This window comes from Vicinamibacteria bacterium (assembly GCA_035620555.1).
Lineage (GTDB): Bacteria > Acidobacteriota > Vicinamibacteria > Marinacidobacterales > SMYC01 > DASPGQ01.
On the sequence record DASPGQ010000692.1, the window covers coordinates 1 to 22,360 of the forward strand.

General features: G+C 63.1%; 20 protein-coding genes. 18 read left to right on the top strand and 2 right to left on the bottom strand.

Features of this window, described 5'->3' with window-relative positions; translation table 11 throughout:
• Positions 1 to 269 precede the first annotated feature (269 nt).
• Entirely contained in the window at positions 270 to 1,238 is a 969-nt protein-coding gene (locus VEK15_27920) for a quinone oxidoreductase (GenBank protein ID HXV64557.1), read from the bottom strand.
• A 95-nt stretch (positions 1,239 to 1,333) separates the two neighbouring features.
• Here VEK15_27920 and VEK15_27925 point away from each other — a divergent pair, with 95 nt between their 5' ends.
• The 18 genes from VEK15_27925 (at position 1,334) to VEK15_28010 (ending at position 22,040) form a co-directional block, all read left to right on the top strand.
• Positions 1,334 to 2,455: an ABC transporter permease gene (locus VEK15_27925; GenBank protein ID HXV64558.1), complete on the top strand. Its 1,122-nt coding sequence runs from the start codon at positions 1,334 to 1,336 to the stop codon at positions 2,453 to 2,455.
• Entirely contained in the window at positions 2,455 to 3,201 is a 747-nt protein-coding gene (locus VEK15_27930; GenBank protein HXV64559.1) for an ABC transporter ATP-binding protein, read from the top strand. The genes VEK15_27925 and VEK15_27930 overlap by 1 nt, the downstream gene beginning before the upstream one ends.
• Before the next feature lie 27 nt (positions 3,202 to 3,228).
• Positions 3,229 to 3,870 carry an outer membrane lipoprotein carrier protein LolA gene (locus VEK15_27935; GenBank protein ID HXV64560.1) on the top strand — a complete coding sequence of 214 codons (642 nt, stop codon included), beginning with the start codon at positions 3,229 to 3,231 and terminating at the stop codon, positions 3,868 to 3,870.
• An 18-nt stretch (positions 3,871 to 3,888) separates the two neighbouring features.
• Positions 3,889 to 5,700, top strand: coding sequence for an excinuclease ABC subunit UvrC (uvrC, locus tag VEK15_27940; GenBank protein ID HXV64561.1), 1,812 nt, complete (start codon positions 3,889 to 3,891; stop codon positions 5,698 to 5,700).
• Between the two features lie 29 nt (positions 5,701 to 5,729).
• Positions 5,730 to 6,731 carry a tryptophan--tRNA ligase gene (trpS, locus tag VEK15_27945; GenBank protein ID HXV64562.1) on the top strand — a complete coding sequence of 334 codons (1,002 nt, stop codon included), beginning with the start codon at positions 5,730 to 5,732 and terminating at the stop codon, positions 6,729 to 6,731.
• Complete coding sequence (locus tag VEK15_27950; protein HXV64563.1) at positions 6,728 to 7,519, top strand: segregation/condensation protein A; 792 nt, start codon at positions 6,728 to 6,730, stop codon at positions 7,517 to 7,519. Before trpS ends, VEK15_27950 begins: the two co-directional genes overlap by 4 nt.
• Entirely contained in the window at positions 7,509 to 8,123 is a 615-nt protein-coding gene (scpB, locus tag VEK15_27955; protein ID HXV64564.1) for an SMC-Scp complex subunit ScpB, read from the top strand. The genes VEK15_27950 and scpB overlap by 11 nt, the downstream gene beginning before the upstream one ends.
• Positions 8,120 to 8,851 carry a pseudouridine synthase gene (locus tag VEK15_27960; GenBank protein HXV64565.1) on the top strand — a complete coding sequence of 244 codons (732 nt, stop codon included), beginning with the start codon at positions 8,120 to 8,122 and terminating at the stop codon, positions 8,849 to 8,851. Before scpB ends, VEK15_27960 begins: the two co-directional genes overlap by 4 nt.
• A complete protein-coding gene (gene cmk, locus VEK15_27965; protein ID HXV64566.1) occupies positions 8,848 to 9,522 on the top strand; it encodes a (d)CMP kinase in 675 nt (224 codons plus the stop codon). Before VEK15_27960 ends, cmk begins: the two co-directional genes overlap by 4 nt.
• 154 nt (positions 9,523 to 9,676) lie before the next feature.
• The gene (locus tag VEK15_27970; protein ID HXV64567.1) at positions 9,677 to 11,443 is read left to right on the top strand and encodes a 30S ribosomal protein S1; all 1,767 of its coding nucleotides are present in this window, start codon (positions 9,677 to 9,679) and stop codon (positions 11,441 to 11,443) included.
• Positions 11,444 to 11,498: 55 nt separating this feature from the next.
• A complete protein-coding gene (locus VEK15_27975; protein ID HXV64568.1) occupies positions 11,499 to 11,834 on the top strand; it encodes an integration host factor subunit beta in 336 nt (111 codons plus the stop codon).
• Positions 11,835 to 11,861: 27 nt separating this feature from the next.
• Entirely contained in the window at positions 11,862 to 15,110 is a 3,249-nt protein-coding gene (gene icmF, locus VEK15_27980) for a fused isobutyryl-CoA mutase/GTPase IcmF (GenBank protein HXV64569.1), read from the top strand.
• Between the two features lie 19 nt (positions 15,111 to 15,129).
• Complete coding sequence (locus VEK15_27985; GenBank protein HXV64570.1) at positions 15,130 to 15,516, top strand: cobalamin B12-binding domain-containing protein; 387 nt, start codon at positions 15,130 to 15,132, stop codon at positions 15,514 to 15,516.
• Positions 15,517 to 15,661: 145 nt separating this feature from the next.
• Complete coding sequence (locus VEK15_27990) at positions 15,662 to 16,927, top strand: response regulator (protein HXV64571.1); 1,266 nt, start codon at positions 15,662 to 15,664, stop codon at positions 16,925 to 16,927.
• 12 nt (positions 16,928 to 16,939) lie between these two features.
• On the top strand, positions 16,940 to 17,725 hold the full coding sequence (locus VEK15_27995) for a biotin--[acetyl-CoA-carboxylase] ligase (protein ID HXV64572.1): 786 nt from the start codon (positions 16,940 to 16,942) through the stop codon (positions 17,723 to 17,725).
• A 2-nt stretch (positions 17,726 to 17,727) separates the two neighbouring features.
• Positions 17,728 to 18,375 (top strand): hypothetical protein, encoded by a 648-nt coding sequence (locus VEK15_28000; protein ID HXV64573.1) that lies wholly within the window; start codon positions 17,728 to 17,730, stop codon positions 18,373 to 18,375.
• Positions 18,375 to 19,652, top strand: a complete 1,278-nt coding sequence (gene rlmD / locus VEK15_28005) for a 23S rRNA (uracil(1939)-C(5))-methyltransferase RlmD (GenBank protein HXV64574.1) — start codon at positions 18,375 to 18,377, stop codon at positions 19,650 to 19,652. Before VEK15_28000 ends, rlmD begins: the two co-directional genes overlap by 1 nt.
• A gap of 99 nt (positions 19,653 to 19,751) precedes the next feature.
• Positions 19,752 to 22,040, top strand: coding sequence for a DNA internalization-related competence protein ComEC/Rec2 (locus VEK15_28010; GenBank protein ID HXV64575.1), 2,289 nt, complete (start codon positions 19,752 to 19,754; stop codon positions 22,038 to 22,040).
• On the opposite strand, the gene VEK15_28015 is transcribed toward VEK15_28010, so the two are convergent.
• Positions 22,041 to 22,360, bottom strand: a 320-nt coding sequence (locus VEK15_28015; GenBank protein HXV64576.1) for a MazG nucleotide pyrophosphohydrolase domain-containing protein, incomplete at its 5' end; no start/stop codon positions are given. It abuts the gene before it with no gap.

The following is a 22,360-nucleotide window of genomic DNA, read 5'->3' on the forward strand; positions in this document are numbered from 1 at the left end:
GTATCCCAATCCCGCCGTCGCCAGGTAAGCCAGGGCAACAACGAGGACAAAAGTAGCAATCGCCCCGGGTACACGGTGTTTCATGGTTTAACGGGATTTCGAATAGTATAAGACTCAAGCGCTCCTCAGCCAAGCGCCCAAGCGCAGGGTGATAAAGAACTCAGCCCACTCTGAGCGAGCGGAGCGAGCCCGGCGTGCTTGCCACGCCGTAAGCAGCCCGGGCCGTGGCGGCACGATCGATTACGGGTCCCGCCACGGCATTGAGTACTCTAGGGACGCAAGAGTAGCTTCCCGCTCGTCTTTCTCGACTCGATCAATCGATGGGCTTCCGCCGCCTCTTCGAGGGGAAGCTCCCGGTCGATCGTGATATCGAGCTCGGCTCGGACGATCCAGGACAGCACATCCCCGGCGCGGGCCAGAACCTCGTCGCGGTCGAGCGTGTAATGAGCGAGGGTCGGTCGCGTCAGGAAAAGAGAGCCGCCTCGGGCAAGAATTTGCGCATCGAGCGGCGGGACGGCCCCGCTCGACTGCCCGTACAGGACCAGCATTCCTCGGGGGCGGAGACATCGCAGGCTCTTCTCGAACGTCGTCTTGCCGACCGAATCGTAGACCACATGGAGTCCCTTGCCCCGAGTAAAGCTCTTCACCGCCTCCTCGAAGTCCTCCTCGGTATAGCGAATGACGACGTCGGCACCGGCCTTTCGGGCAGCCTCGGCTTTCTCCGGCGTGGAAACCGTGCCGAACACCCGGGCCCCTCTTTTCTTGGCCATTTGGACGAGCAGCAGACCCACCCCTCCCGCGGCCGCGTGGACGAGGGCGTCGTGCTCTGGCCCAAGGGGGAACGTGGCACCGGACAGGTAATGAGCCGTCATGCCCTGGAGCATTGCGGCTGCGGCCGTTGGGCCGTCGACCCCACCCGGAACGGGCACCAACTTCCACGCGGGAACCCGGGCGAGCTCCGCGTAAGAGCCGACCGCCATCGCCCAGGCGACGAGGTCGCCCACTTTCACTTCGGTGACGTTCTCACCGACTCTCTCGACCACGCCGGCGCCCTCCATGCCGGGAGTGAACGGAGGCTCCATCGGGTAGAGCCCGGTCCGGTGGTAAACGTCGATAAAGTTGACTCCGGCAGCTTGGAGTCGAATCACGGCTTCTTCGGGTCCCGGGGTTGGGTCGGGGACACTCTCGTAACGAAGGGCCTCTGGACCCCCGGGAGCATGGATTCGAATCGCTTTCATCGGGTGAGAGTATAGCAGGACGATTTCGAAGGTTTGCTTGTGCCCCGAAGCATTTGCTAGCATGGCGCGTTTACGCTCCCGCAAGAGGCGGAAGCATGGACGGACCCCTGATGGCCAATCTTCCGCTCGCAAACATCTTCAACCGCAAGACCCGGACCACCGTCGGAATCCTCGCCGTCGCATTGGGGGTCGCCATGGTGCTCGTTCTCGTGGGCCTCGCTCATGGAAGCCTCGAGGAGACGGCCGATCGGATCACGAATGTGGGCGCCGACATTATCTTCCAAGCCCCCGATTCCTCGCCTTTTCTCGTCTTGAACTCGGGGGTCTTGCCGGACCGGTTGGCGCCGATGCTCGAGGAGATCCCCGGGGTGGGGACCGCGGCACCCGTTCTCACGGGGCGGGTCACGAGGCTCAAGGGGCAGAACAAGCTCGTGATGATCTTCGGAGTCGACCTCGAAAGCTACGACCGGGTGGGCTCGGGCATCGAGATCGTCGAGGGCAGAGGGCTTCGAGACGTCTCCGATCTGGTGGTCGATACGGTCTTGAGCGAGGTCGACGGCATCTCACTTGGTGATCGACTCGAGATCATGGGACGGGAGTTCGAGGTCGTCGGTATCGCCAAGGCCGGCGCGGGGGTTCGTCTCTACATGACGCTCGAGGCGATGCAGACGGCGACGGCCCAGCCCGGCAAGGCGTCCTTCTATTTCATCAGAGTCGATGACGGCGCTGACGTTGGTCAGGTGGCGGCGGCGCTCGAGAAACGTTTCGAGGGCTACGTCATCACCGCGCTCGAGTTCTTTTCCGAGGCGATGACCGAGAACGCGCTCGGCCTGAAAGAGTTCATCCGCGCCCTCAGTTTCTTTGCCGCTTGCATCAGTTACCTCGTGATACTGCTGGCCATGTACACGACCATCATCGAGCGCACGCGCGAGATAGGGATTTTGAAGGCGCTCGGAGCGGGCAAGGGCTACATCATGAAGATCGTGATGGCCGAGTCATTCCTCATCTGCGCGATGGGGGTCGGGGTCGGGTTCGCCCTCTCTGTTTTTGGCCGCAGCTTGCTCCTTTCATTCTTCCCGACGCTGACGGTCGATTTGATTCCCCGCTGGTTCTTGTTCTCGGCTATCCTGGGGATCACCGGGGGCCTTCTGGGAGCGCTCTACCCGGCCTATCGGGCGGCGACGCTCGATCCGGTGGAGGCCCTCAACTTCGAGTGATGACCGACGAAAACCGACCGCCGAGCGTCCTGAAGACGGTCTCCCTACGGAAGGTCTATCGCAGCGGGTCTCTCGACGTGCCCGCGCTCCAAGGCGTCGACCTGGACATTCGGCGCGGCGAGTTCGTTGCCGTCATGGGCCCGTCGGGATGTGGCAAGACGACTCTTCTCCAAATTCTCGGAGGGCTGTCCCGACCGACGTCGGGGCGGGTGTTCGTCGACGGCGTCGACCTCGGGGCGATCTCCGATGGAGAACGGACTCGGCTGCGCTGCCAGAAGATCGGCTTCGTCTTTCAACGATTCAATCTTCTGCCCACCCTGACGGTCCAGGGGAACATCGAGATCGCCCGGCAGATCTTCGGAGGTTCGACGCTCGGCCGCCGTGAGATCGGAGACCTCCTCGAAATCGTCCAAGTCCGTCACAAGCTCGACTACAAGCCGACGGAGTTATCGGTGGGTGAACAGCAGCGGGTTGCCATCGCTCGAGCTCTCGTCAACGAGCCGTCGATCATACTCGCCGACGAGCCAACGGGGAACCTCGACTCGCGCAACTCCGAGCAGGTGCTGCGCCTGTTGGCGGATCTGAATCGCGAGAAACAGCAGACGATCGTGATGATCACTCACAACCCGCAGGCCGCCGAGATGGGCAACCGCGTCATCGAGATGCTCGATGGTCAGATCGTCAGCCACGGTACCGCCCCCGAGTTGGTGGAGGCGCCCGGGCGCGCTTCGTCCCGGCTGCGGTAAACTCCGTTTTTCGGGGAGCCTATGAACATGACCGGTCTGGTTGCGTTCGCCTTACTGATTCATCCCCCTTCGTCCGCCGACAGGCTGGAGGAGATCCTCGAGCAGATGAAGACGGCGGGCGAGCGCCTCCATACGCTGACGGCGACGTTCGAGCAGACCGACCATGATTCCATTCTTCAGGAATCCGAGGTAAGCCAGGGTCGATTGTATTTGAAGCTCCCGGGACGTATCCGATGGGAGTACGAAGCTCCAACGAAAAAGGTCTTGGTGGTGAAAGACGACCTGGTGCGCCTCTACAACCCGGTCTCACGCCAGGTCCAGGAGTTCGACCGAAGCAAAGGAGGCAGCAGCGGCGGAGCCGACTTGCTCGTCGGGTTCGGCAAATCGAACTCCACGATTGGCAAGAACTACGACGTGAGCCTCGTCTCGGAAGACGAGAGCACGGTCGCTCTCGATCTCGTCCCCAAGCCCGACTCGGCGGCGTCGCTCTTCACTCGGATCGAGCTGACCCTGGACAAGAAGTCGTGGACTCCCATACGTTCCGTGTTCCACGAGCCCAATCGCGACCGCACCGATATTCGCTTCTCGCGCGTCGAGCTCGATGTCGAGCTGCCCGACTCGACCTTCGAGCTGGATCTGCCCGCAAACGTCGAAGTCATCCGAAACTAGGATCGCTATACTGAGGCGATGGCCGCGGAGCTGCGGACCAAGCTCGAAGACCTCCCGAAATCCTCGGGAGTCTATCTCTTCAAAGGAGCGGGCGGAGAAATCCTCTACGTAGGAAAGGCCCGTTCCCTTCGAAGCCGCGTCCGCTCCTACTTTCAGAACGCCCGGGTCGACAGTCCGAGGCTCGATCGCCTCGTCGAGCGCATCGAAGACGTCGATGTGGTCGTGACCGACACCGAGCGTGAGGCCCTGGTTCTCGAGAACAGCCTCATCAAGACCCACAAGCCCCGTTTCAACGTTCTGCTCCGGGACGACAAGAACCACCCGTACCTCAAGCTCACGCTCAACGAGACCTACCCTCGCCTCTACGTGGTGCGCCAACCGGCGAAAGACGGCGATTGCTACTCCGGACCGTACGTGCCCGCGAGCCTCGCCCGCAAGACGGCCAATCTCGTCCACCGGCTGTTCGGCGTCCGGAATTGCACCGAGAAGCTCGACGGGAAGCGTGCGCGGCCGTGCTTGCAGTACCAGATCAACCGCTGCGTGGCCCCCTGTGTCGACACCATCATCTCCCTCGACGAATATCGGCGGGCGGTGGACGACGCCCGGCTCTTTCTCGAGGGTAAGAACGACGATCTCATCGCCTCCCTGAGAGTGAAGATGTACGAGGCCGCGGACCGGGAGCGATTCGAGGAGGCGGCTCGACTGCGGGACAACCTGCGCACCCTCGAGGAATTGTCCATTCGACAGAAGATGGCGGGCGTTCGCGGCGATGAAAGCGACGTATTCGGCTTCTTTCGCGAGGGCAACCAGGCCGTCTTGCAGGTGTTCTCCGTTCGATCGGGCAAAGTCGTCGATCGAGACAGTTTTCTGTTGGAAGACCTGGATGCCCACGATGACGCCTCGCTGGTGGAGGGGTCCCTGCGACAGTACTACGAGCTCGGCCGGTTTCTACCTTCCACGATTCACGTTCCCGTGGACTTCCCCGAACGGGCGCTCGTCTCCGAGCTTCTCAGCGGACAGAAGGGCTCGAAGGTCGAGGTGCTGGTTCCGAGGCGGGGAGCGAAAAAACGCATGGTGGATCTCGTCTCGAAGAACGCTCGACTCTCTTACGATCTTGATTTTCGCGAGGAGGGCCGCCAGGTGTTCGTCCGCCTCGAGAAGCTCGCCGAGGTGCTCGGGATGTCGGAGCGGCCCGAGCGCATCGAAGGTTTCGATATCTCGAACATCCAGGCGAGCGAGATCGTCGCCTCCATGGTCGTCTTCGAGCGCGGGCAGCCCAAGAGGAGCGACTACCGAAAGTACAAGATTCGAGGGCTCGAGCACCGCAAGCCGGATGATTTCGCCTCCATGCGAGAAGTGGTTCTCAGGCGCTACCGCCGGGTGCTCGAAGAGGGAGCGGATCTCCCCGACCTCGTTCTGATCGATGGCGGCAAAGGCCAGCTGGGTGCGGCGCTCTCCGCGCTCGAGGAGCTCGGGCTGTCGCACTTGCCGACGGTCAGCCTTGCCAAGAAGGAGGAGTGGGTCTTCCGGCCCGGCCATTCTCAGCCGCTCGTCCTCGACCGTCACTCGCCCGCTCTCCAGCTCCTCCAGCGCGTGCGTGACGAGGCCCATCGGTTCGCGGTGACCTTTCATCGCCAGCAGCGAAAGGCGCGCGACTTCTCCTCCTCGCTCGAGTCCGTTCCCGGCATCGGTCCCAAGAAGCGGCGAAGGCTCCTAACGCGGTTCAAGAGCGTGAAGGGAATCAAAGCCGCGGAGCTCGCCGAGCTTAAGGAAGTGCTCGGCCAAAAGCTCGGCGAAAAGGTGTACCGTCACGTGCGGGAGATGATGTGAGTTTGTGCTAGCATCCCGCAAACTCGAACATGGCAAGAAAACGCGTCCTCTCCGGCATGAGACCCACGGGTGCGGCCCATCTGGGCCATCTGGTCGGGGCCTTCGAGAACTGGGTGGCGATGCAGGACGAGCTCGATACGTTCTATTGTATCGTCGACTGGCACGCGCTCACGACCGATTACGCCGACACCCGTGAGCTACGCGCCAACGTTCGAGAGCTGGCGCTGGATTTCCTCGCGGTTGGACTCGACCCGGAGCGGTCGACGCTCTTCGTGCAATCGCATGTGCCGGCTCACGCCGAGCTGCACCTGCTGCTCTCGATGGTGGTCCCGCTGCCCTGGCTCGAGCGCGTTCCGACCTACAAAGAGCAGATCGATCAGTTGAGGGAAAAGGACTTGAGCACCTACGGGTTTCTCGGATATCCCCTCCTTCAGGCCGCCGACATTCTCATCTATCGCGCCGATTTCGTACCGGTCGGCGAGGATCAGCGGCCCCATGTCGAGCTGACGCGTGAGATCGCGCGCCGCTTCAACCATTTCTATGGAAAAGTCCTTTCCGAGCCCGAGGTGAAGCTCACCCCCACACCAAGGCTTCCGGGCACCGATGGCCGGAAGATGTCCAAGAGCTATGGAAACACGATCGGGCTGGGCGAGGACGAAGAGAGCATTCGAGGGAAGCTGAAGACGATGGTCACCGACCCGGCGCGGGTACGGCGTGCCGACCCCGGCGACCCCGACAAATGTCCCGTGTTCGACCTTCACAAGGTGTTCTCGAGCGCCGAGACCCGCACTTGGGCTGCGGAGGGGTGCCGAACTGCCGGAATCGGGTGCATCGAATGCAAGAATGCTCTGGCCGACCATCTCCTGGAGCGCCTTCGGCCCATCGCCGAACGCAGGCGCGATTACCAGAGCCGACCCGACGACGTCCGTGACATCTTTCGCGAAGGGGCACGCCGCGCTCGCGAACAAGCCGGGAACACCCTTCATGCCGTTCGTTCCGCCGTCAGGCTTCCCCCGGGAGACGATCTGTGAGCGTCGCCGAGCTCTACGTCGGACCGAGCGGTAACGACGACGCCGTAGAGCCCGCCTACCACGTGCGCCTACCCGTCTTCGACGGTCCGATGGAGCTCTTGCTGCATCTCATCCGCACGAACGAGGTCGAGATCTACGACATTCCCATAGCGGAGATTACCCGTCAGTACCTCGAGATCCTGGAGCTGATGGAAGAGCTCAACCTGGGCCTGGCGGGAGATTTCCTCGTCATGGCCGCCACCTTGATCCACATCAAGTCCAAGATGCTGCTTCCGCCCCCTCACGAGGACGGAACCGAAGACGAACCCACCGAAGACCCCCGCGCCGAGCTGGTCGCCCGGCTGCTCGAGTACACGCAGTACAAGGAGGCAGCCCAGCAGCTGCACCAGCAGGAAGAGATCCGAAGCGCGACCTTCGTGAGACCGGACCTGGTTCAGGGCTCGAACGGGCACGACGAGTCCACCGAGATGATCGAAGTGGATTTGTTCGAGCTCATCAGCGCGTTTCGCGACGTCCTGGAGCGGGTGCGTCAACGCGCGGACCTGGTGTACGAGCGCGAGACGATATCGATCGAGCAGATGATCGAGCGACTCGGCCGCCGACTCGCGCTCGGCGAGCACCACACATTCGTGGAGCTCTTCGACGATGCAAGCGACCGAGCAACGGTAATCGTGACGTTCCTTGCGGTCCTGGAAATGGTTCGGCTGCGCCGGCTGCGCATTTACCAGGAGAAGCTCTTCGGCACGATCTACGTGATCCGTCTCCCCGAAGAATCCCATGTCCGGTAACTCGAGCGAGGACGCCGCCCCCGCCCTTTCTCCCGAGGAAGCCGAGGCGAGCGTCGAGGCTCTTCTCTACGCCTCTCCCGCTCCACTATCTCTGCAGGAGCTCAAGAAGGCGCTTCCGGATGCTCCGGAAATGGTGAAGCCGTCCCTCGAACGATTGCAGCAGGTTTACGGGCAGTCGGGCCGTGGGGTCCAGCTCGTAGAGGTTGCCGGGGGTTGGCAAATCACCACGAAACCCGCTTACCACGAGTGCGTGGGGAGGCTGGTGGAAGCTCCCAAGCCGACGAGACTGTCGCTCCAGGCGCTCGAGACCCTCGCGGTTATCGCCTACCGCCAGCCGGTAACCGTTCCCGAGATCATGGAGCTGCGTGGGGTCCGGTCGGCGAGCGTCGTGCGAACGCTTCTCGAGAGGAAGTTGATTCGGATCGTGGGTCGGAAGAACGTCGTCGGCCGCCCTCTGCTCTACGGCACGACCAAGGAGTTCCTGCTGCGCTTCGGCCTCAAGGACGTGAAGGATCTGCCGCAGCTCAAGGACATGTCGGAAGTCTTCGGAGACGACGTTGCCCAGCAGCTCGAGGGCATGGAATCACTCGAAGGGGCTCCATGAAACAGCGGCTGCAGAAGATCATCGCCACCGCAGGAATCGCCTCTCGCCGTGCGGCGGAGAGGCTCATCCTCGAAGGACGGGTCCAGGTGGACGGCAAGGTGGTGAGCCAGCTTGGCGAAAGCGCCGACCCTGACACCGCCGATATTCGCGTGGATGGCGTACGCGTGAAGGTGCGCGCTCGGCGTCGATACGTGGCCCTTCACAAACCCCAGGGGTACGTCACGACACGATCGGATCCCAGCCGGCGCCGAACCGTCATGGATCTTCTGCCCCGGAATTACCAGTCCTTGTATCCCGTTGGTCGTCTCGACATCGCGACCTCGGGTCTCCTGGTGCTCACCGACGACGGTGAGCTCGCCCAGCTCCTCGCGCATCCCCGGCATGGCGTTCGAAAAACCTATCTGGTCACCGTGAGCGGTACGCCCGATCGTCGTGCTCTCGAGCGGGCGCGGCGAGGGATTCAGATCCAAGGAGAGCGGCTTCACGTCGACCGGGCTCAACCCCTGTCTCGTCGAGGAACCGAAGCGCGCACGAGCCGGCTTCGCGTCACGCTTCGGGAGGGCCGGAATCGGGAGATCCGCAGACTCTTCGGAGCTCTGGGTTTTCCCGTGGTGGCGATCCATCGCGAGCGGATCGGTGAGCTGTCCCTGCGCGGCATCCCTCCCGGAGGCTTTCGACCGCTGTCGAGAGACGAAGTCGAACGGCTGAGACGGGAGGCGACTCATTGACAGACGAAACGGTCATCGCCATCGACGGCCCTGCAGGAGCGGGCAAGACCACCGCAGCGAGAGGATTGGCCGCGGCGCTCGGCTTTCACTATATCGACACCGGCGCGACGTTCCGTGCCGTCGCCTTGAAGGCTTTGCGGAACGGCATCGACCTCGATGATGGTGACGCTCTCGCCGAGCTCGCCCGGCAATCCAGAATCGGCTTCGGGGGAGATTACCTGCACGACGTCCTGCTCGATGGCGAGGACGTATCCGAGGCGATCCGGGAACAGACGATCTCGATGGCCGCTTCTCGGGTCTCGGCCCGTCCGGAGCTCCGATCGGTGATGGTCGAGCTGTGGAGGGAAATGGCCCGGGGGCGCGCCGTCGTCCTCGAGGGGCGCGATATCGGAACCGTGGTCTTCCCTCGCGCCGACTTGAAGTTCTTTCTCGACGCCGACCAGGACGAGCGGGCGCGTCGGCGTTTCCAGGAGCGGGCATCGGAGGCGGGCGTCACCTACGAGGGCGTCAGGAACGATCTGGAGCATCGCGATCGCGCGGACCGGAGCCGCGAGCACGCGCCGCTCCGTCGCGCAAAAGACGCCCTGGTCGTCGACACGACCTCTCTCGCACCGCGGGAGACGCTTCAAAGGCTGCTCGAGCTCACGCGAAGTCGCCTTGGCTTGCCGTGAGGCCTCCTTGACATAAGCCAATTAAATAGAGTAGGATAACGGATTGCAGGTTTAGCCTTCCCACGAAGAAGCGAGCCCATCCGGAACATTTCCAACGCGGCCAAGGCTCTCACCTGCAAATCGCCGTAGCTCGAGGAGGAATCTAGAAAGACGCATGGTGGAGACCAACAACCATACGAGTGAATTGAAGGGAGGAGGGCGTACGAAGATCGACGAGGCCGCTATTCCACCGGAAGAGTACGAAAAGCTGCTAGACAAGTACAACAGCAACATCGCCGAAGGCGAGGTCGTCCAGGGTCGGGTGCTGCAGGTTTCCGACAACGAGGTGATCGTGGACGTGGGGTACAAGTCCGAAGGGATCATCCCGCGGTCGGAGTTTCGTGACGAGAGCGGCGCGATCACAGTGAGTGTCGGCGACGAAGTAGACGTCCTTCTCGAGAAAGCGGAGGACAAGAACGGATATCTCGTTCTCTCCCGCGAGAAGGCCGAGAAGATGAAGGTCTGGGATCAGATCGAAGAGGCCTACCAGACTCGCGCGATCGTCAAGGGACGGGTGCTCGAGCGCATCAAAGGGGGTCTCGCCGTCGATATCGGGGTTCGAGCCTTCCTCCCGGGCTCTCAAGTCGATGTTCGACCCGTGCGCAACCTCGACAGCCTCAAGGGCCAAGAGCTCGAGATGCGGGTGATCAAGGTCAACAAGAAACGCGGCAATATCGTTCTGTCGCGCAAAGTGGTGCTCGAGGAGCAACTCGCGGGTCGCAAGCAGGAGACATTGGACGCTCTCGAGGAGGGCCGCGTCTTCCGCGGCGTCGTGAAGAACTTGACCGACTATGGCGCCTTCATCGATCTCGGTGGAATCGACGGCCTGCTGCACATCACCGACATGTCGTTCGGCCGCATCCAGCATCCTTCGGAGCTCTTCAGCGTGGGCGACCAGATCGAAGTCGTGGTGCTGAAGTTCGATCGCGAGGCCGAGCGGGTCTCGCTCGGGTATAAACAGCTTTCGCCCGATCCGTGGGACTCGGCACAGGAGCGCTTCCCCGTAGCTTCGCGGGTTCGAGGCAAGGTCGTCAGCCTGACGGATTACGGCGCTTTCGTGGAGCTCGAGCCGGGGGTGGAAGGGTTGATCCACGTCTCGGAGATGTCCTGGAGCAAGCGGGTGAAGCACCCCTCCAAGGTGCTCAGCGTGGGAGACGAAGTCGAGGCGATGGTCCTCCAGGTCGACACTCAGGAGCGTCGCATCAGTCTGGGCCTCAAACAGGTCGAACCGAATCCCTGGCAACAGCTCGCCGACAAGTATCAAACCGGAGCGCGGATTCAGGGCAAGGTGAGAAATCTGACCGACTTCGGGGCGTTCGTCGAGGTGGAAGAGGGGATCGACGGACTCATCCACATCTCCGACATGAGCTGGAGCAAGCGCGTGAATCACCCATCCGAGGTTCTGAAAAAGGGTGACACGGTGGACGCCGTGGTTCTGAACATCGACGCCGACAATCAACGCCTCTCGCTGGGTCTCAAGCAGCTCGGGGAAGACGCCTGGGAAGAGTTCTTCAATCGCCACCAGGAAGGCGACGTCGTGGACGGCAAGGTCGTGCGATTCACGAACTTTGGTGCCTTCGTGGAGATCGAGGAGGGCATCGAAGGCCTTCTCCATATATCGGAGATGGACGACGAGCGGGTCGACAGGCCCGAAGACAAGCTCCAGATCGGCGAATCCTACCGCATGAAAATCATCAAAATCTCCCCGCTGGAACGCAAGATCGGACTCTCGATCCGGGCGGTTCACATCGAGGATTACGAGAGTCACTACTCCAGCCAGGGCTCGCCCAACGCGACGCTCGGAGACGTGGCGGACTTCGGTGCGGAATGGGCCAGCAGCTCGCGGGCGAACCCCGAGAGCGATTCGGGTGGCAAGGACTGAGCACCGCATCCAACTTTAACGAGACGGCGTTGACGTCGGAATGGAGTCCCCGGCCATGACGAAAGCGGAACTGATCGAAGAGGTGTCGCGGGTGTCGGACCTAACGAAGAAGCACTCGGAGATCATCGTGGACACGGTTTTCAAGAGCATCATCAACGCGCTTCACCGTGGCGACAAGATCGAGCTCCGGGGTTTTGGGAGCTTCCGAATCCGGCAGCGAGAGTCGAGGAAGGGCCGAAACCCGAAAACCGGCGAGCGTGTCGACGTACCCGCGAAGAAGGTTCCCTATTTCAAGCCGGGCAAGGAGCTCAAAGAGCTCATCAACCAGGCTGGGGAAGAAGAGCCTCAGAGCGCCTCTCTCGGTTTTGGAACACCGGACTCGCCGGCGTGAAGGGTAAACGACTCCGCGACCACTGAGGTGAGAATCGACCGAGCCGCCACGCCCGCAGCGAACCGCGGCGAGCTGAGCTATCGACCCGTCCACAAAGTACGTTTCGTGACCGCCGCGTCCCTTTTCGACGGCCACGATGCGTCGATCAACATCATCCGACGACTCCTCCAGGACAGGGGCGTCGAGGTCGTGCATCTGGGCCACAATCGGTCCGTTCGCGAGATCGTCGACGCCGCCATTCAGGAAGACGCCCAGGCGGTGGCGGTCAGCTCCTATCAGGGTGGTCACAACGAGTTCTTTCGTTATCTCGTCGACCTTCTCCGAAAGCGAGACGCGGCTCACATTCTCGTTTTCGGCGGCGGGGGTGGAGTGATCGTGTCCCGCGAGATCCAGGAGCTCGAGCGATACGGAGTCACGAAGATTTACTCCCCCGAGGACGGAAGGCGGCTCGGTCTCGCGGGCATCATCGACGACATGGTTCGAGCGGCGGACTTTCCCCTCGAAGGCCCCGGCACCGAGGCTGTGGGCAAGCTCGCCCGGTTGATCACGCGAGTGGAGGCCGGTCCGCCAGGTTCGAGCCCCGAGCTCGATGCGGTGCTCGGTCGGGGCGATGCGACCTCCCGCGCGCTGGTCGTCGGCATTACTGGAACCGGCGGCGCGGGAAAGAGCTCTCTCACCGACGAGCTCGTGCGGCGTTTTCATTCGGGCGCCCCCGACCTGCCGATGGCGGTCCTCTCAATCGATCCAACGAAGCGCAAGACGGGAGGCGCCCTCTTGGGCGATCGAATCCGGATGAATGCCCTCGAAGACGGCATCTACATGCGAAGTCTGGCGACCCGCGGCTCCGGAACCGAGCTTTCTCGGGCGACCTCGGACGCGATCCGGGTTCTCAAGGCCGCCGGTTACCGGCTGCTCTTCGTCGAGACCAGCGGAATCGGCCAGGGATCGTCCGCCATCGCCGACGTTTCCGACGTCAGCCTGTACGTGATGACCCCCGAATATGGTGCCCCCTCGCAGCTCGAGAAGATCGACATGCTCGACTTCGCCGATGTCGTGGCGATCAACAAATTCGACCGGCGAGGAGGAGAGGACGCTCTTCGCGACGTGCGCAAGCAGTACCGGCGAAACAAGAAGATCGGACACGAAGTGCCGGACGAGGAGATGCCCGTCTTCGGTACGGTGGCTAGCCAGTTCGGAAACCCGGGAGTCTCTGCCTTGTATCGCCACCTCCGGCAAAGACTCCGAACGGTCGACGCGTCTTTCCCCGCTCCGGCGCCGAGACTCGAAGCCCAGCCCGGCGAGCCCCCGCGCATCATTCCTGAGAGCAGGATCCGATACCTTGCCGAGATCGCGGAGAGCCTCCGGGACGAGCGCAAGATGATTCACGAGCAGTCGGCCTTTGCGAGTCGCCTCTATCGGCTGCGCGGGGCAGAGAAAGAGCTCGCGGGGACCGAGGCGGCAGAAATCGTGCGGAAACGATTCGCCGAGCTCCGCGCCGAGCTATCCGACGACAACTGGTCGCTCATCGAGGAGTGGCCCGAGCTCGTCCGGCGTTATCGTGAGAAGGACTTCCGCTTCCAGGTACGCGACCGCGAGATTGCCGTTCCGACGTCGGTCACGACTTTGAGCGGCACCGAAGTGTCCAAAGTAGCGCTGCCCCGACTCACGGACTGGGGGGACATACTGGCTTTTCGGCTCGAGGAGAACGTGCCCGGCCAGTACCCATATACCTCCGGGGTTTTTCTTTTCAAGAGCAGCGAGGAGCCGCCCCGGCGCCAGTTTGCCGGCGAAGGCGGCCCCCGGCGGACCAACGCACGGTTCCACCTTCTCAGCGGGCACGACGACGCGAAGCGCCTGTCCACCGCTTTCGATAGCGTGACTCTCTACGGAGAGGACCCGGACGAGCGACCCGACATCTACGGCAAGATCGGAGAGGGCGGCGTCTCGATCGCGACCCTCGACGACATGAAGGAGCTCTACGCGGGTTTCGATCTGCTCGACCCGCGCACCAGCGTCTCGATGACCATCAACGGTCCCGCACCGGCAATCCTCGCCATGTTCTTCAACGCGGCGATCGACCAGCAAGTCCAGCGGTTCGAGAGCCGTAGTGGACGCAGCCCGGACGTCGAGGAGCGCGCCCGCATCCGGGACGAGACTCTGTCGCAGGTGCGGGGCACGGTGCAGGCCGACATCTTGAAGGAAGACCAGGCCCAGAACACGTGCATCTTCTCGACCGATTTCGCGCTTCGCATGATGGGTGACGTTCAGCAGTACTTCATCGACCAGCGGATACGCAACTTCTACTCGGTGTCGATCTCGGGCTACCACATCGCCGAGGCGGGAGCGAACCCCATCACCCAGCTCGCCTTCACTCTTGCCAACGGCTTCACCTATGTGGAGTACTACCGGGCGAGGGGCATGCACGTCGATGACTTTGCGCCCAACCTGTCGTTCTTCTTCAGCAACGGTCTCGAGCCGGAGTATTCGGTGCTCGGCCGGGTGGCTCGGCGCATCTGGGCACGGGTATTGAAGCTTCGCTACGGCGCCAACGAGCGCAGCCAGAAGTTCAAGTACCACATCCAGACGTCGGGACGCTCGCTTCACGCCCGCGAGGTTCAATTCAACGATATCCGCACGACGCTCCAGGCGCTGACCGCCGTCTACGATAACTGCAATTCCCTGCACACGAATGCCTACGACGAGGCGATCACGACGCCGACGGCCGAGTCGGTGCGCCGGGCCATGGCGATCCAGCAGATCCTCCACAAGGAATTCGGCATGGCCAAGAACGAGAACCCCCTCCAGGGGTCGTATATCGTTTCCGAGCTCACGGATCTCGTCGAAGAAGCGGTGCTGCTCGAGTTCGAACGGATCAACGCGCGTGGTGGCGTGCTCGGCGCGATGGAGCTTCAGTACCAGAGGAGCCGCATCCAAGAGGAATCGCTACATTACGAGCTCAGGAAGGACAGCGGCGAATATCCCATCGTGGGAGTCAATTGTTTTCTCGATCCCGATGAGACGGAGAGGGCCGAGGAAGAGATCGAGCTGGCCCGAGCGTCGAGTGCCGAGAAGGACGAGCAGATTGCGAGGCTGCGCGCGTTCCAGAAGAGCCACGAAAGCGAAGCGAGACCGGCCCTGGAAAAATTGGCTCGAGTGGCGCGCTCCGACGAGGGCAACGTCTTTGCCGAGCTCATGGAGACGGCGCGCGTCGCGAGTCTGGGCCAGATGACCCACGCGCTCTACGAAGTGGGCGGTCAGTATCGTCGTGCCCTATAGACGTCCGGCGCGTATCCTGATGGCGAAGCCCGGCCTCGATGGCCACGACCGAGGCGCCCTCGTCGTCGCCCGCGCTTTGAGGGACGCCGGGATGGAGGTCATCTACACGGGACTTCGTCGAACCCCCGAGCAGATCGTGGAAGCGGCACTCCAGGAGGACGTGGACGCCATCGGCGTATCCGTCCTGTCCGGCGCGCACCACTCCATGCTGTCACGAATCCTTTCCCTCCTGCGCGAAAAGCACATGGACGACGTGATCGTGTTCGCCGGCGGTGTCGTTCCCGATCGTGACATTCCCGTTCTCGAGCAGCTTGGTGTGAAGAAAGTCTTCCAGCCGGGCGCGTCGACGAAGGACATCGTAGCCTTCGTTCAGGAGGCGCTCTCCCGCAGCGCATCCTCTTCGTAGGAAAGGAATTATGAAACGAGGTTTGTTGACAGCTGCTCCATGTGCATGCTACCATTTTTCTAAATCGCTCGGGCATTAACACTCGAATTGCCGTTAGCACACCCAGGAAAGGTCGGTCGACCTCGGATTGCCGGAAGGAGGGGCGATGGGACACAAGATCCTTCTCGCCGATGACAGCATCACCATTCAGAAGGTCATCGAGCTGACGTTCTCCGACGAGGACTTCGAGCTTCATACGGTCGGGAATGGGCAGAAGGCGATCGACGAGATCCGTTCCGTCATGCCCGATGTCGTGCTCTGCGACATCATCATGCCGGAGAAGAACGGATACGAAGTCTGCGAGTTCATCAAATCGAGTCCTGATCTGAGGCACATTCCCGTACTGTTGCTCACGGGCGCCTTCGAGCCTTTCGATCAAGAACGAGCGAAGGCCGCTGGGTGCGAGGGGTTTCTCGCCAAGCCCTTCGAGCCCCAGACGTTGATTTCCCGGGTGAAGGAGCTGCTCGTCTCGGCACCGGTCTCGGCGCCCGCCGCGGCGCCGCCAGCGCCACCGGTCGTCCCTCCGGCTCCTCCCGCTCCCGCGACGATCGAAACCGACTCCGATCTCGAGGACGCGTTCGCCGTGGAAGCGGGCGAGCGCGAGCTGACCATGGGACCGGCGGATCATACGGTACTGCTCGGAGCGGACGAGAGCGAGAGCCTCGAGGGGGGAGCGGGCGTGAGTGAAGACGACATCTGGGGCGAGGTGGCCCGGGAGGCCCCTGCCGACGAGGACGACTCGGCGACCGTCTTCATGGCGGCTCCGCCACCCGCCGTCGTGTCGTCCGATGGCGAGGAACCTTCCGCCAACGAGCTCGAGAGAAGCGATCCAGACTCCACGTGGCGGTTACCGAACGAGGAGACCATCGAGGCCGAAGCGGCCGACGAAGGCCTGAGCGGCTTCCAGGAGTTTGCCGATCCCCCGGCTCCTCAGGAGACTCCTGACGAGCTGACGTTCGAGCCAGCCTTCGAGGACGAATCGAGTCACACCGAATCCGAGGAGACATCCGAGTTCGAGCCGGTCAGCGTCGACGACTACACCGAGTTCGAGCCGGTTCTCGAGCCGCCTTCTCAGGAGCAGGAAACGCGGCCGGTCGCGTCCGCAGAGCCGAAGGTGCCCCCGCCGAGCCCCGCCGCCAAGCCGCCGTCGGCACCCACACCGCCGCCCCCCGCGCGGGAGCCGATCGAGGAAGCCCCGGTTTCCGGTCGCGATGGCGTCGACGAAGCGCTCATCGAACGGGTGGCGCAGCGCGTGGTGGACAGGCTCTCCGCCAAAGTCATTCAGGAGATTGCGTGGGAAGTAGTACCCGAGCTCGCGGAGGGACTCATCCGTAAAGAGATCGAGGTGCTGAAAGCCAAGATCCCCAAGTAGGCGCGACCCCACATGGAAGCCCGCCTGGGCTCCCTGTTGCGAGAACGGCAGTCGAGCTGGGGAGCTTGTCTCGTCAATATCGAGCGAACCGGGTCGACCAACACCGAATGCTTTGCGCTCGGAAGGGCGGGAGCTCCCGAAGGAACCCTGGTGCTCGCCGGTCGGCAGGAGCGAGGAAGGGGTCGCTGGAACCGGCCGTGGGAATCGGTCGAAGGCGGTCTCTATCTGAGCATTCTCCTGCGGCCTCAGTCTCGGCGGACCCCGCTGACTCTTCTGCCTCTTCTCGTGGCGGTTTCGGTAGCCGAGGCCGCGCGGGAGTTGACCGGTGTGCGAATCCGGCTGCGCTGGCCGAACGACCTTTACGTCGCCGGCCGCAAGCTGGGCGGGATTTTGTGTGAGTCGAGCCACATCGGCTCGAGAACTGACTTCACCGTCGCCGGGATCGGCGTCAACGTGAATCAAACGCAAGAGGATTTCACCGGCCCTCTTGCGCAAGAGGCAACCTCGTTGCGGCTCGCTTCAGGACGCTCGTGGGAGCCGGCTCTCCTCGCTGACGCCATCATCGGCAGATTAGAGCAGCAATACGAGCTGGACGATGCCGCCCAAGTACTGGAACGTTGGAAAGCGAGCTCTGAGGGCGCCGGCGACGCGCCGATCCGACTCGTGACCCGCGAGGGAGAGAGCCAGGCCGCGGTCACCGACGGCATCGCCGACGATGGCGGCCTCCGGGTGAGGCTCGACGACGGGTCCGTCAGGATCTTGTACTCTGAAGACGTCGTCATGGTCAGAGAGCGTTAGGTTTGGACGCAGAGAGCTACTATGCGTCGGTCGAGTCTCACTTCGTTGCGAAACGTGGGAGTCCCCTGTTCATAACGCCCAGCGAATGGAATCTGGTATGGCGTTGGGAGCAGTCGGGCATTCCTCTCGAAATCGTGAAGGAGGCGATCGATCGCGTCTTCGAGCGACCCCAGGCATCGCAGAAGCGCCGAAAGCTGGGATATTGCCGGCAGGCCGTCGATGCCGCCTTTCGACGTTTTCGCGAGGCGCGTCTGGGTGAGGGGACGACTCCCGCCCAGGAAGCACCCGTTGATTTCGTCGCGCGATTGTCCGGTCTTGCGGCTCGGTTGATGAAAGCCGCTGAGAGTTCTCGAGACCGACTCCTTGGGGAAACGGTGCGGGCCCTGGCGTGCGAGGTGGCGGCCACGGATGTCGCCCGGGGTGCCGCCAAGCTCGAATCGAAGCTTGCCGAGATCGATGCGCGCCTCCTGGCTGCTCTGGAGCTCGCATTCGACGAGCCCGTCCGCTCCTCGTTGCGCACCGAGGCCGAGCGTTCGCTCGAATCCTATCGCGACCGGATGCCGGAGAAGGTCTATCGAAGGGCGCTCGAAAGCGCCTACCACCGCAGACTTCGCTCTCGGCTGGGTCTCGGCCCGCTCAGCCTCTTCTGATGTTCGAAGTCCGTATCACCAAAATCATCGCCGGCGGTCATGGGCTGGGTCGGCACGAAGGACGCGCCGTAATCGTCCCGGGCACGGCCGCGGGGGAGACTCACCGGGTTCGAGCCGTCGCCGAGAAGAAGGACTTCATCGAAGCCCGATCGGTGGAGCGCGTGACCGACTCACCGTTTCGCCGAGAGCCTCCATGCCCCTATTACGGGCTCTGCGGCGGCTGCGCTCTGATGCATCTCGAGCCCGCCACCCAGCTCACCGCGAAACGCACCATCCTGCAGGAAAGCCTGCGAAGGGCGGGCTACTCGGATCCCGTCGAGCAGGTCGAGATCTGCGGCTCGCCTGAGCTCCGGTATCGCACCCGGCTGCGCTTCCATGTCGACCGCAAGGGAAGCCGGCCGGTGCTAGGGTTTCGGCAGCGTCAAAGCCGGGAGGTGGTCGATATCGAGCACTGTCTTCTAGGATCGGCGGATTTGAACGCGGCGTGGCACGGAGTCAGGCGACTCGTTGCCGAAAGGCCGGCATTCGCGAGACACCTGGAGCAAGTGGAATTTCAGGAGTCGAGCGTCGACCCCGGGAGGATCGTGGGCCGGTTTCTCGTCAGATCGATCGATGGGCTACGGTTTCTCGAACAGCGCGGTCTCTCGGCGTTGCGGGACGCCGGCCGTCTCGATGGGATCGTCGCCTCGACGTCGCGCCGAGGGCCACGCATCCGGCTCGGGTCGCGATCCGTTGCTCACTCCGTCTCCGGGTTCCTCCTCGAGCAGTCGACCGAGAGCTTCTTTCAAGCGAACCGCTTCCTTCTCGAGGAGCTCGTCTCCGCGGTGGTGCCGGAAACGTCGGTCGACCGCGCCATCGACCTCTATTGCGGCGTCGGCCTATTCACGTTGCCGCTTTCGCGGATGGCGAAGCGCGTTTTTGGCATCGAGACCGTCCCCACCTCCATTCGCGACGCTCGCGCAAACGCGAAGAGAGCCGAGCTCCAAAACGTGCGGTTCCGCCGAATGGATGCAGCCCGCTATCTGGATCGGACACCGCTTCGAGTGGATGACCTCATCGTCGCCGACCCGCCGAGAGGTGGCCTGGCACTCGAGACGCTCGAAGCCATCGGCGGAAGCCCCGTCCGATCGTTGCGGTACGTCTCCTGCGACCCTCCGGCATTGGCTCGGGACGTCGCGCGTCTGCAACGGTACGGCTTTCGAATCGAGTCGCTCCGACTTCTCGACCTGTTTCCCAATACCCACCTGTTCGAGACCGTGGCTCGGCTCAGTCGCTAGCCCGCGTCTACTTCCACGGGATCCGTGAGGTGTCCGGCCGTCCCTCTTGCCTTGGCCTTCACGGTCGGAATCCTGCTCCCGGGGGGACGGTCTCCTTTGGTGGCGTCGTCTCTCGGAGCCGCTGCTCTAGGGTCTTCGTTCTGGTCTCTCCGGAGAAACCGCCTTCGTGCCGCATCGTTCTCCGTACTTCTGGCGTTTCTCGCCATCGGCAAAACGGCGCGTGATGTCCGTTCCGAAGGAGACATCGGTCTCACGGTCCGCGCCCTGTTCGAACGTCTCGGAGCGAGAGCCTTCGTCGACCCGAGCCGAGTGACGGGGACGCTCCGGGTCGAGCCCGAGCTGGGCTCCGAAGACACGACCCTCACGCTCGAGGTGAACGGCATCCGGATGGGCGGGGCTCGGGGGGAGATCCCGGTCCGGGGGGGCATCCGGGCGACGGTGTACGGAAGTTTCAACGAGAAGCTGTCGGCGCTCGCAGCCGGTGACGGCGTCGTGCTGTGGGGTCGGCTACGTCGTCCTCGCGCGTTCGGTAATCCCGCCGCCTTCGACGTCGAGAGCTACCTCGAGCGCGAGAACGTCGACGCGGTGGCCTCGGTCAAGAGCGCGCTCCTCGTGGAGCTCGAGCCACGACGGCCGACCGTCTCCTCGGCGATGTCCTTCGTGCGCGTTTTGGCCCGCCGAAGACTCGAACACGCCCTGGCGGGGAACGAATCGACACTCGGGGTGGTCCTCGCTCTGACGACGGGAGATCGCTCCCGGCTCCCCCCCGACCTGGAGCGCCTCTACCAGGCATCGGGCATCTACCACGTGATGGCCATCAGCGGAGCCCACGTCGCCATCATCGCCTGGGCGCTCCACGCTCTGATGAAGCGTCTTGCGATCGACGAAGCTCCGCGACTCGTCCTCCTCTTGCTCGTGCTGCCGCTCTACGCTGGCTTTTGTAGCGGTCGGCCGCCGGTGGTCCGCGCCGTGGTGATGGCCTGCGTTCTTGTCGGCGCGAGGCTATCCAGCTTGGATCGACCGGGAGCCAATGCGCTCGCGGTCGGGGCAACGGCGCTCCTGGCTTTCGAGCCCCGTTGGCTCGGTGACCCCGGCTTCCAGCTCAGTTTCGCGGCGATGGCCGGCATCCTGCTCCTGACGGAGCCGCTCTCGAGAAGGCTGCGACGGCTGGGTGTCTGCGCCACGCCCCTTTCCCTGTCGATTTCGGCACAGCTCGGCGTCGTCCCTCTCGCCGCCTGGCACTTCCAGCGGCTGACCCCGCTGGCACCGATCGCGAGCTTGATTGCCTTGCCGCTCGCCGGCTGTCTCGTCGTGCTCGGGCTCGTGGGTGTTCTCGTATCGGGAATACCGGTCGTGAGCGACGTCCTCAGGGAGTTGGCGAGCCTCTTCGTCTTTCTTCTGACGAAGACCGCGGAAGCCGCCTCGTGGCCGCCACCCGCCGCTTGGGTCGTATCGCGCCCATCGTTGATCCTGTCGATCGCCTATCTCGGCGCCACGGTCGCCCTCACCGCTCGAACGAGGCTCTGGACGCGCATCGGGCTTGCCGCCATGATCGCGCTCTTTTGCGCGCTCACCGTGAGTCCGCCAGCACCCCGCGGTCGACTCGTCTTGAGCGCGTTCGATGTCGGTCACGGCGACGCACTCCTGGTGACGCTCCCTGATGGGAAACACGTCCTGGTGGACGGTGGGGGAGCGGGAGGGGGCTCATCGTTCGACATCGGTGAGAGGGTTTTGTTGCCTTGTCTTCTCGAAAATGGTGTCCGGCGTCTTTCCGCCGTGGTCGTTACCCACACGCACCTCGATCATCTGGGCGGTCTGTTTGCCGTCGTTGACCGGCTGAAAGTGGATGAGATGTGGGAAGGCTCGTCGCCCGTGGATCGTCCCGCTTACTTCGCACTGCGCCGGCGAGCGGAACGGCGGGGTGTGGTCGTGCGCTCTCTCGAGGTCGGACAAGCGTTCGAGCTCGGGGGGGCGGGCTTCGAGGTCCTTGCTTCCGGAATGCCCGGCTCGTCGGAGAACGACCAGTCGCTCGTCCTGGGCCTCACCTACGCCGGGCGGAGGATTCTGCTGACTGGCGACGTCGAAAGCCCCGCGGAGCACAGGCTCCTCGCGAGTGGAGCCTCGCTCGAATCCGATGTGTTGAAAGTTGCCCATCACGGCAGCCGTAGCTCTTCGAGCGTTGCGTTTCTCGCCGCGGTCGCGCCACGGCTGGCCATTTTGTCCGCCCGCGCGAGCCCGGGTCGCCCCTTGCCATCCGCCCGGATTCTTCACCGACTGCGCGCTCTCGGCATCGATTACCTGAGAACCGACGAGGACGGGGCCATCACCGTGAGCGTCGATAGAGACGGGAAGCTCGAGGTGTCCACCTATCGTGGCCAATCTTCTTGACTAGGCCTCCTCTTCTTGAGTAGGCGTCCTTTTCGCTCGCTCCCAGAGCTCATCGAGCTCCTCCATCGAGGCTTGCCGTAGGGACCGCCCGCTGGCGCGAAGCTCGTTCTCGACGAACCGCAGACGCGAGGAGAATTTGTCGTTGGATCGCGTCAAGGCAACCTCGGCCTCGACACCCAGGTGGCGGGCGAGATTGACGATGACGAACAGAAGGTCTCCGAGCTCCTCCTCGACGGTGACGCCATCGCCGGTCGCGATGGCATCGTCGAGCTCTTCGAGCTCTTCGTCGAGCTTTGCCCTCACCTCGGCGCCCGAGTGCC

Coding starts and splice junctions, on each gene's coding strand:
- VEK15_27920 (HXV64557.1), bottom strand. CDS start 1,238: ATGAAAGCGATTCGAATCCATGCTCCCGGGGGTCCAGAGGCCCTTCGT.
- VEK15_27925 (HXV64558.1), top strand. CDS start 1,334: ATGGACGGACCCCTGATGGCCAATCTTCCGCTCGCAAACATCTTCAAC.
- VEK15_27930 (HXV64559.1), top strand. CDS start 2,455: ATGACCGACGAAAACCGACCGCCGAGCGTCCTGAAGACGGTCTCCCTA.
- VEK15_27935 (HXV64560.1), top strand. CDS start 3,229: ATGACCGGTCTGGTTGCGTTCGCCTTACTGATTCATCCCCCTTCGTCC.
- uvrC (HXV64561.1), top strand. CDS start 3,889: ATGGCCGCGGAGCTGCGGACCAAGCTCGAAGACCTCCCGAAATCCTCG.
- trpS (HXV64562.1), top strand. CDS start 5,730: ATGGCAAGAAAACGCGTCCTCTCCGGCATGAGACCCACGGGTGCGGCC.
- scpB (HXV64564.1), top strand. CDS start 7,509: ATGTCCGGTAACTCGAGCGAGGACGCCGCCCCCGCCCTTTCTCCCGAG.
- VEK15_27960 (HXV64565.1), top strand. CDS start 8,120: ATGAAACAGCGGCTGCAGAAGATCATCGCCACCGCAGGAATCGCCTCT.
- VEK15_27970 (HXV64567.1), top strand. CDS start 9,677: ATGGTGGAGACCAACAACCATACGAGTGAATTGAAGGGAGGAGGGCGT.
- VEK15_27975 (HXV64568.1), top strand. CDS start 11,499: ATGACGAAAGCGGAACTGATCGAAGAGGTGTCGCGGGTGTCGGACCTA.
- VEK15_27985 (HXV64570.1), top strand. CDS start 15,130: ATGGCGAAGCCCGGCCTCGATGGCCACGACCGAGGCGCCCTCGTCGTC.
- VEK15_27990 (HXV64571.1), top strand. CDS start 15,662: ATGGGACACAAGATCCTTCTCGCCGATGACAGCATCACCATTCAGAAG.
- VEK15_27995 (HXV64572.1), top strand. CDS start 16,940: ATGGAAGCCCGCCTGGGCTCCCTGTTGCGAGAACGGCAGTCGAGCTGG.
- rlmD (HXV64574.1), top strand. CDS start 18,375: ATGTTCGAAGTCCGTATCACCAAAATCATCGCCGGCGGTCATGGGCTG.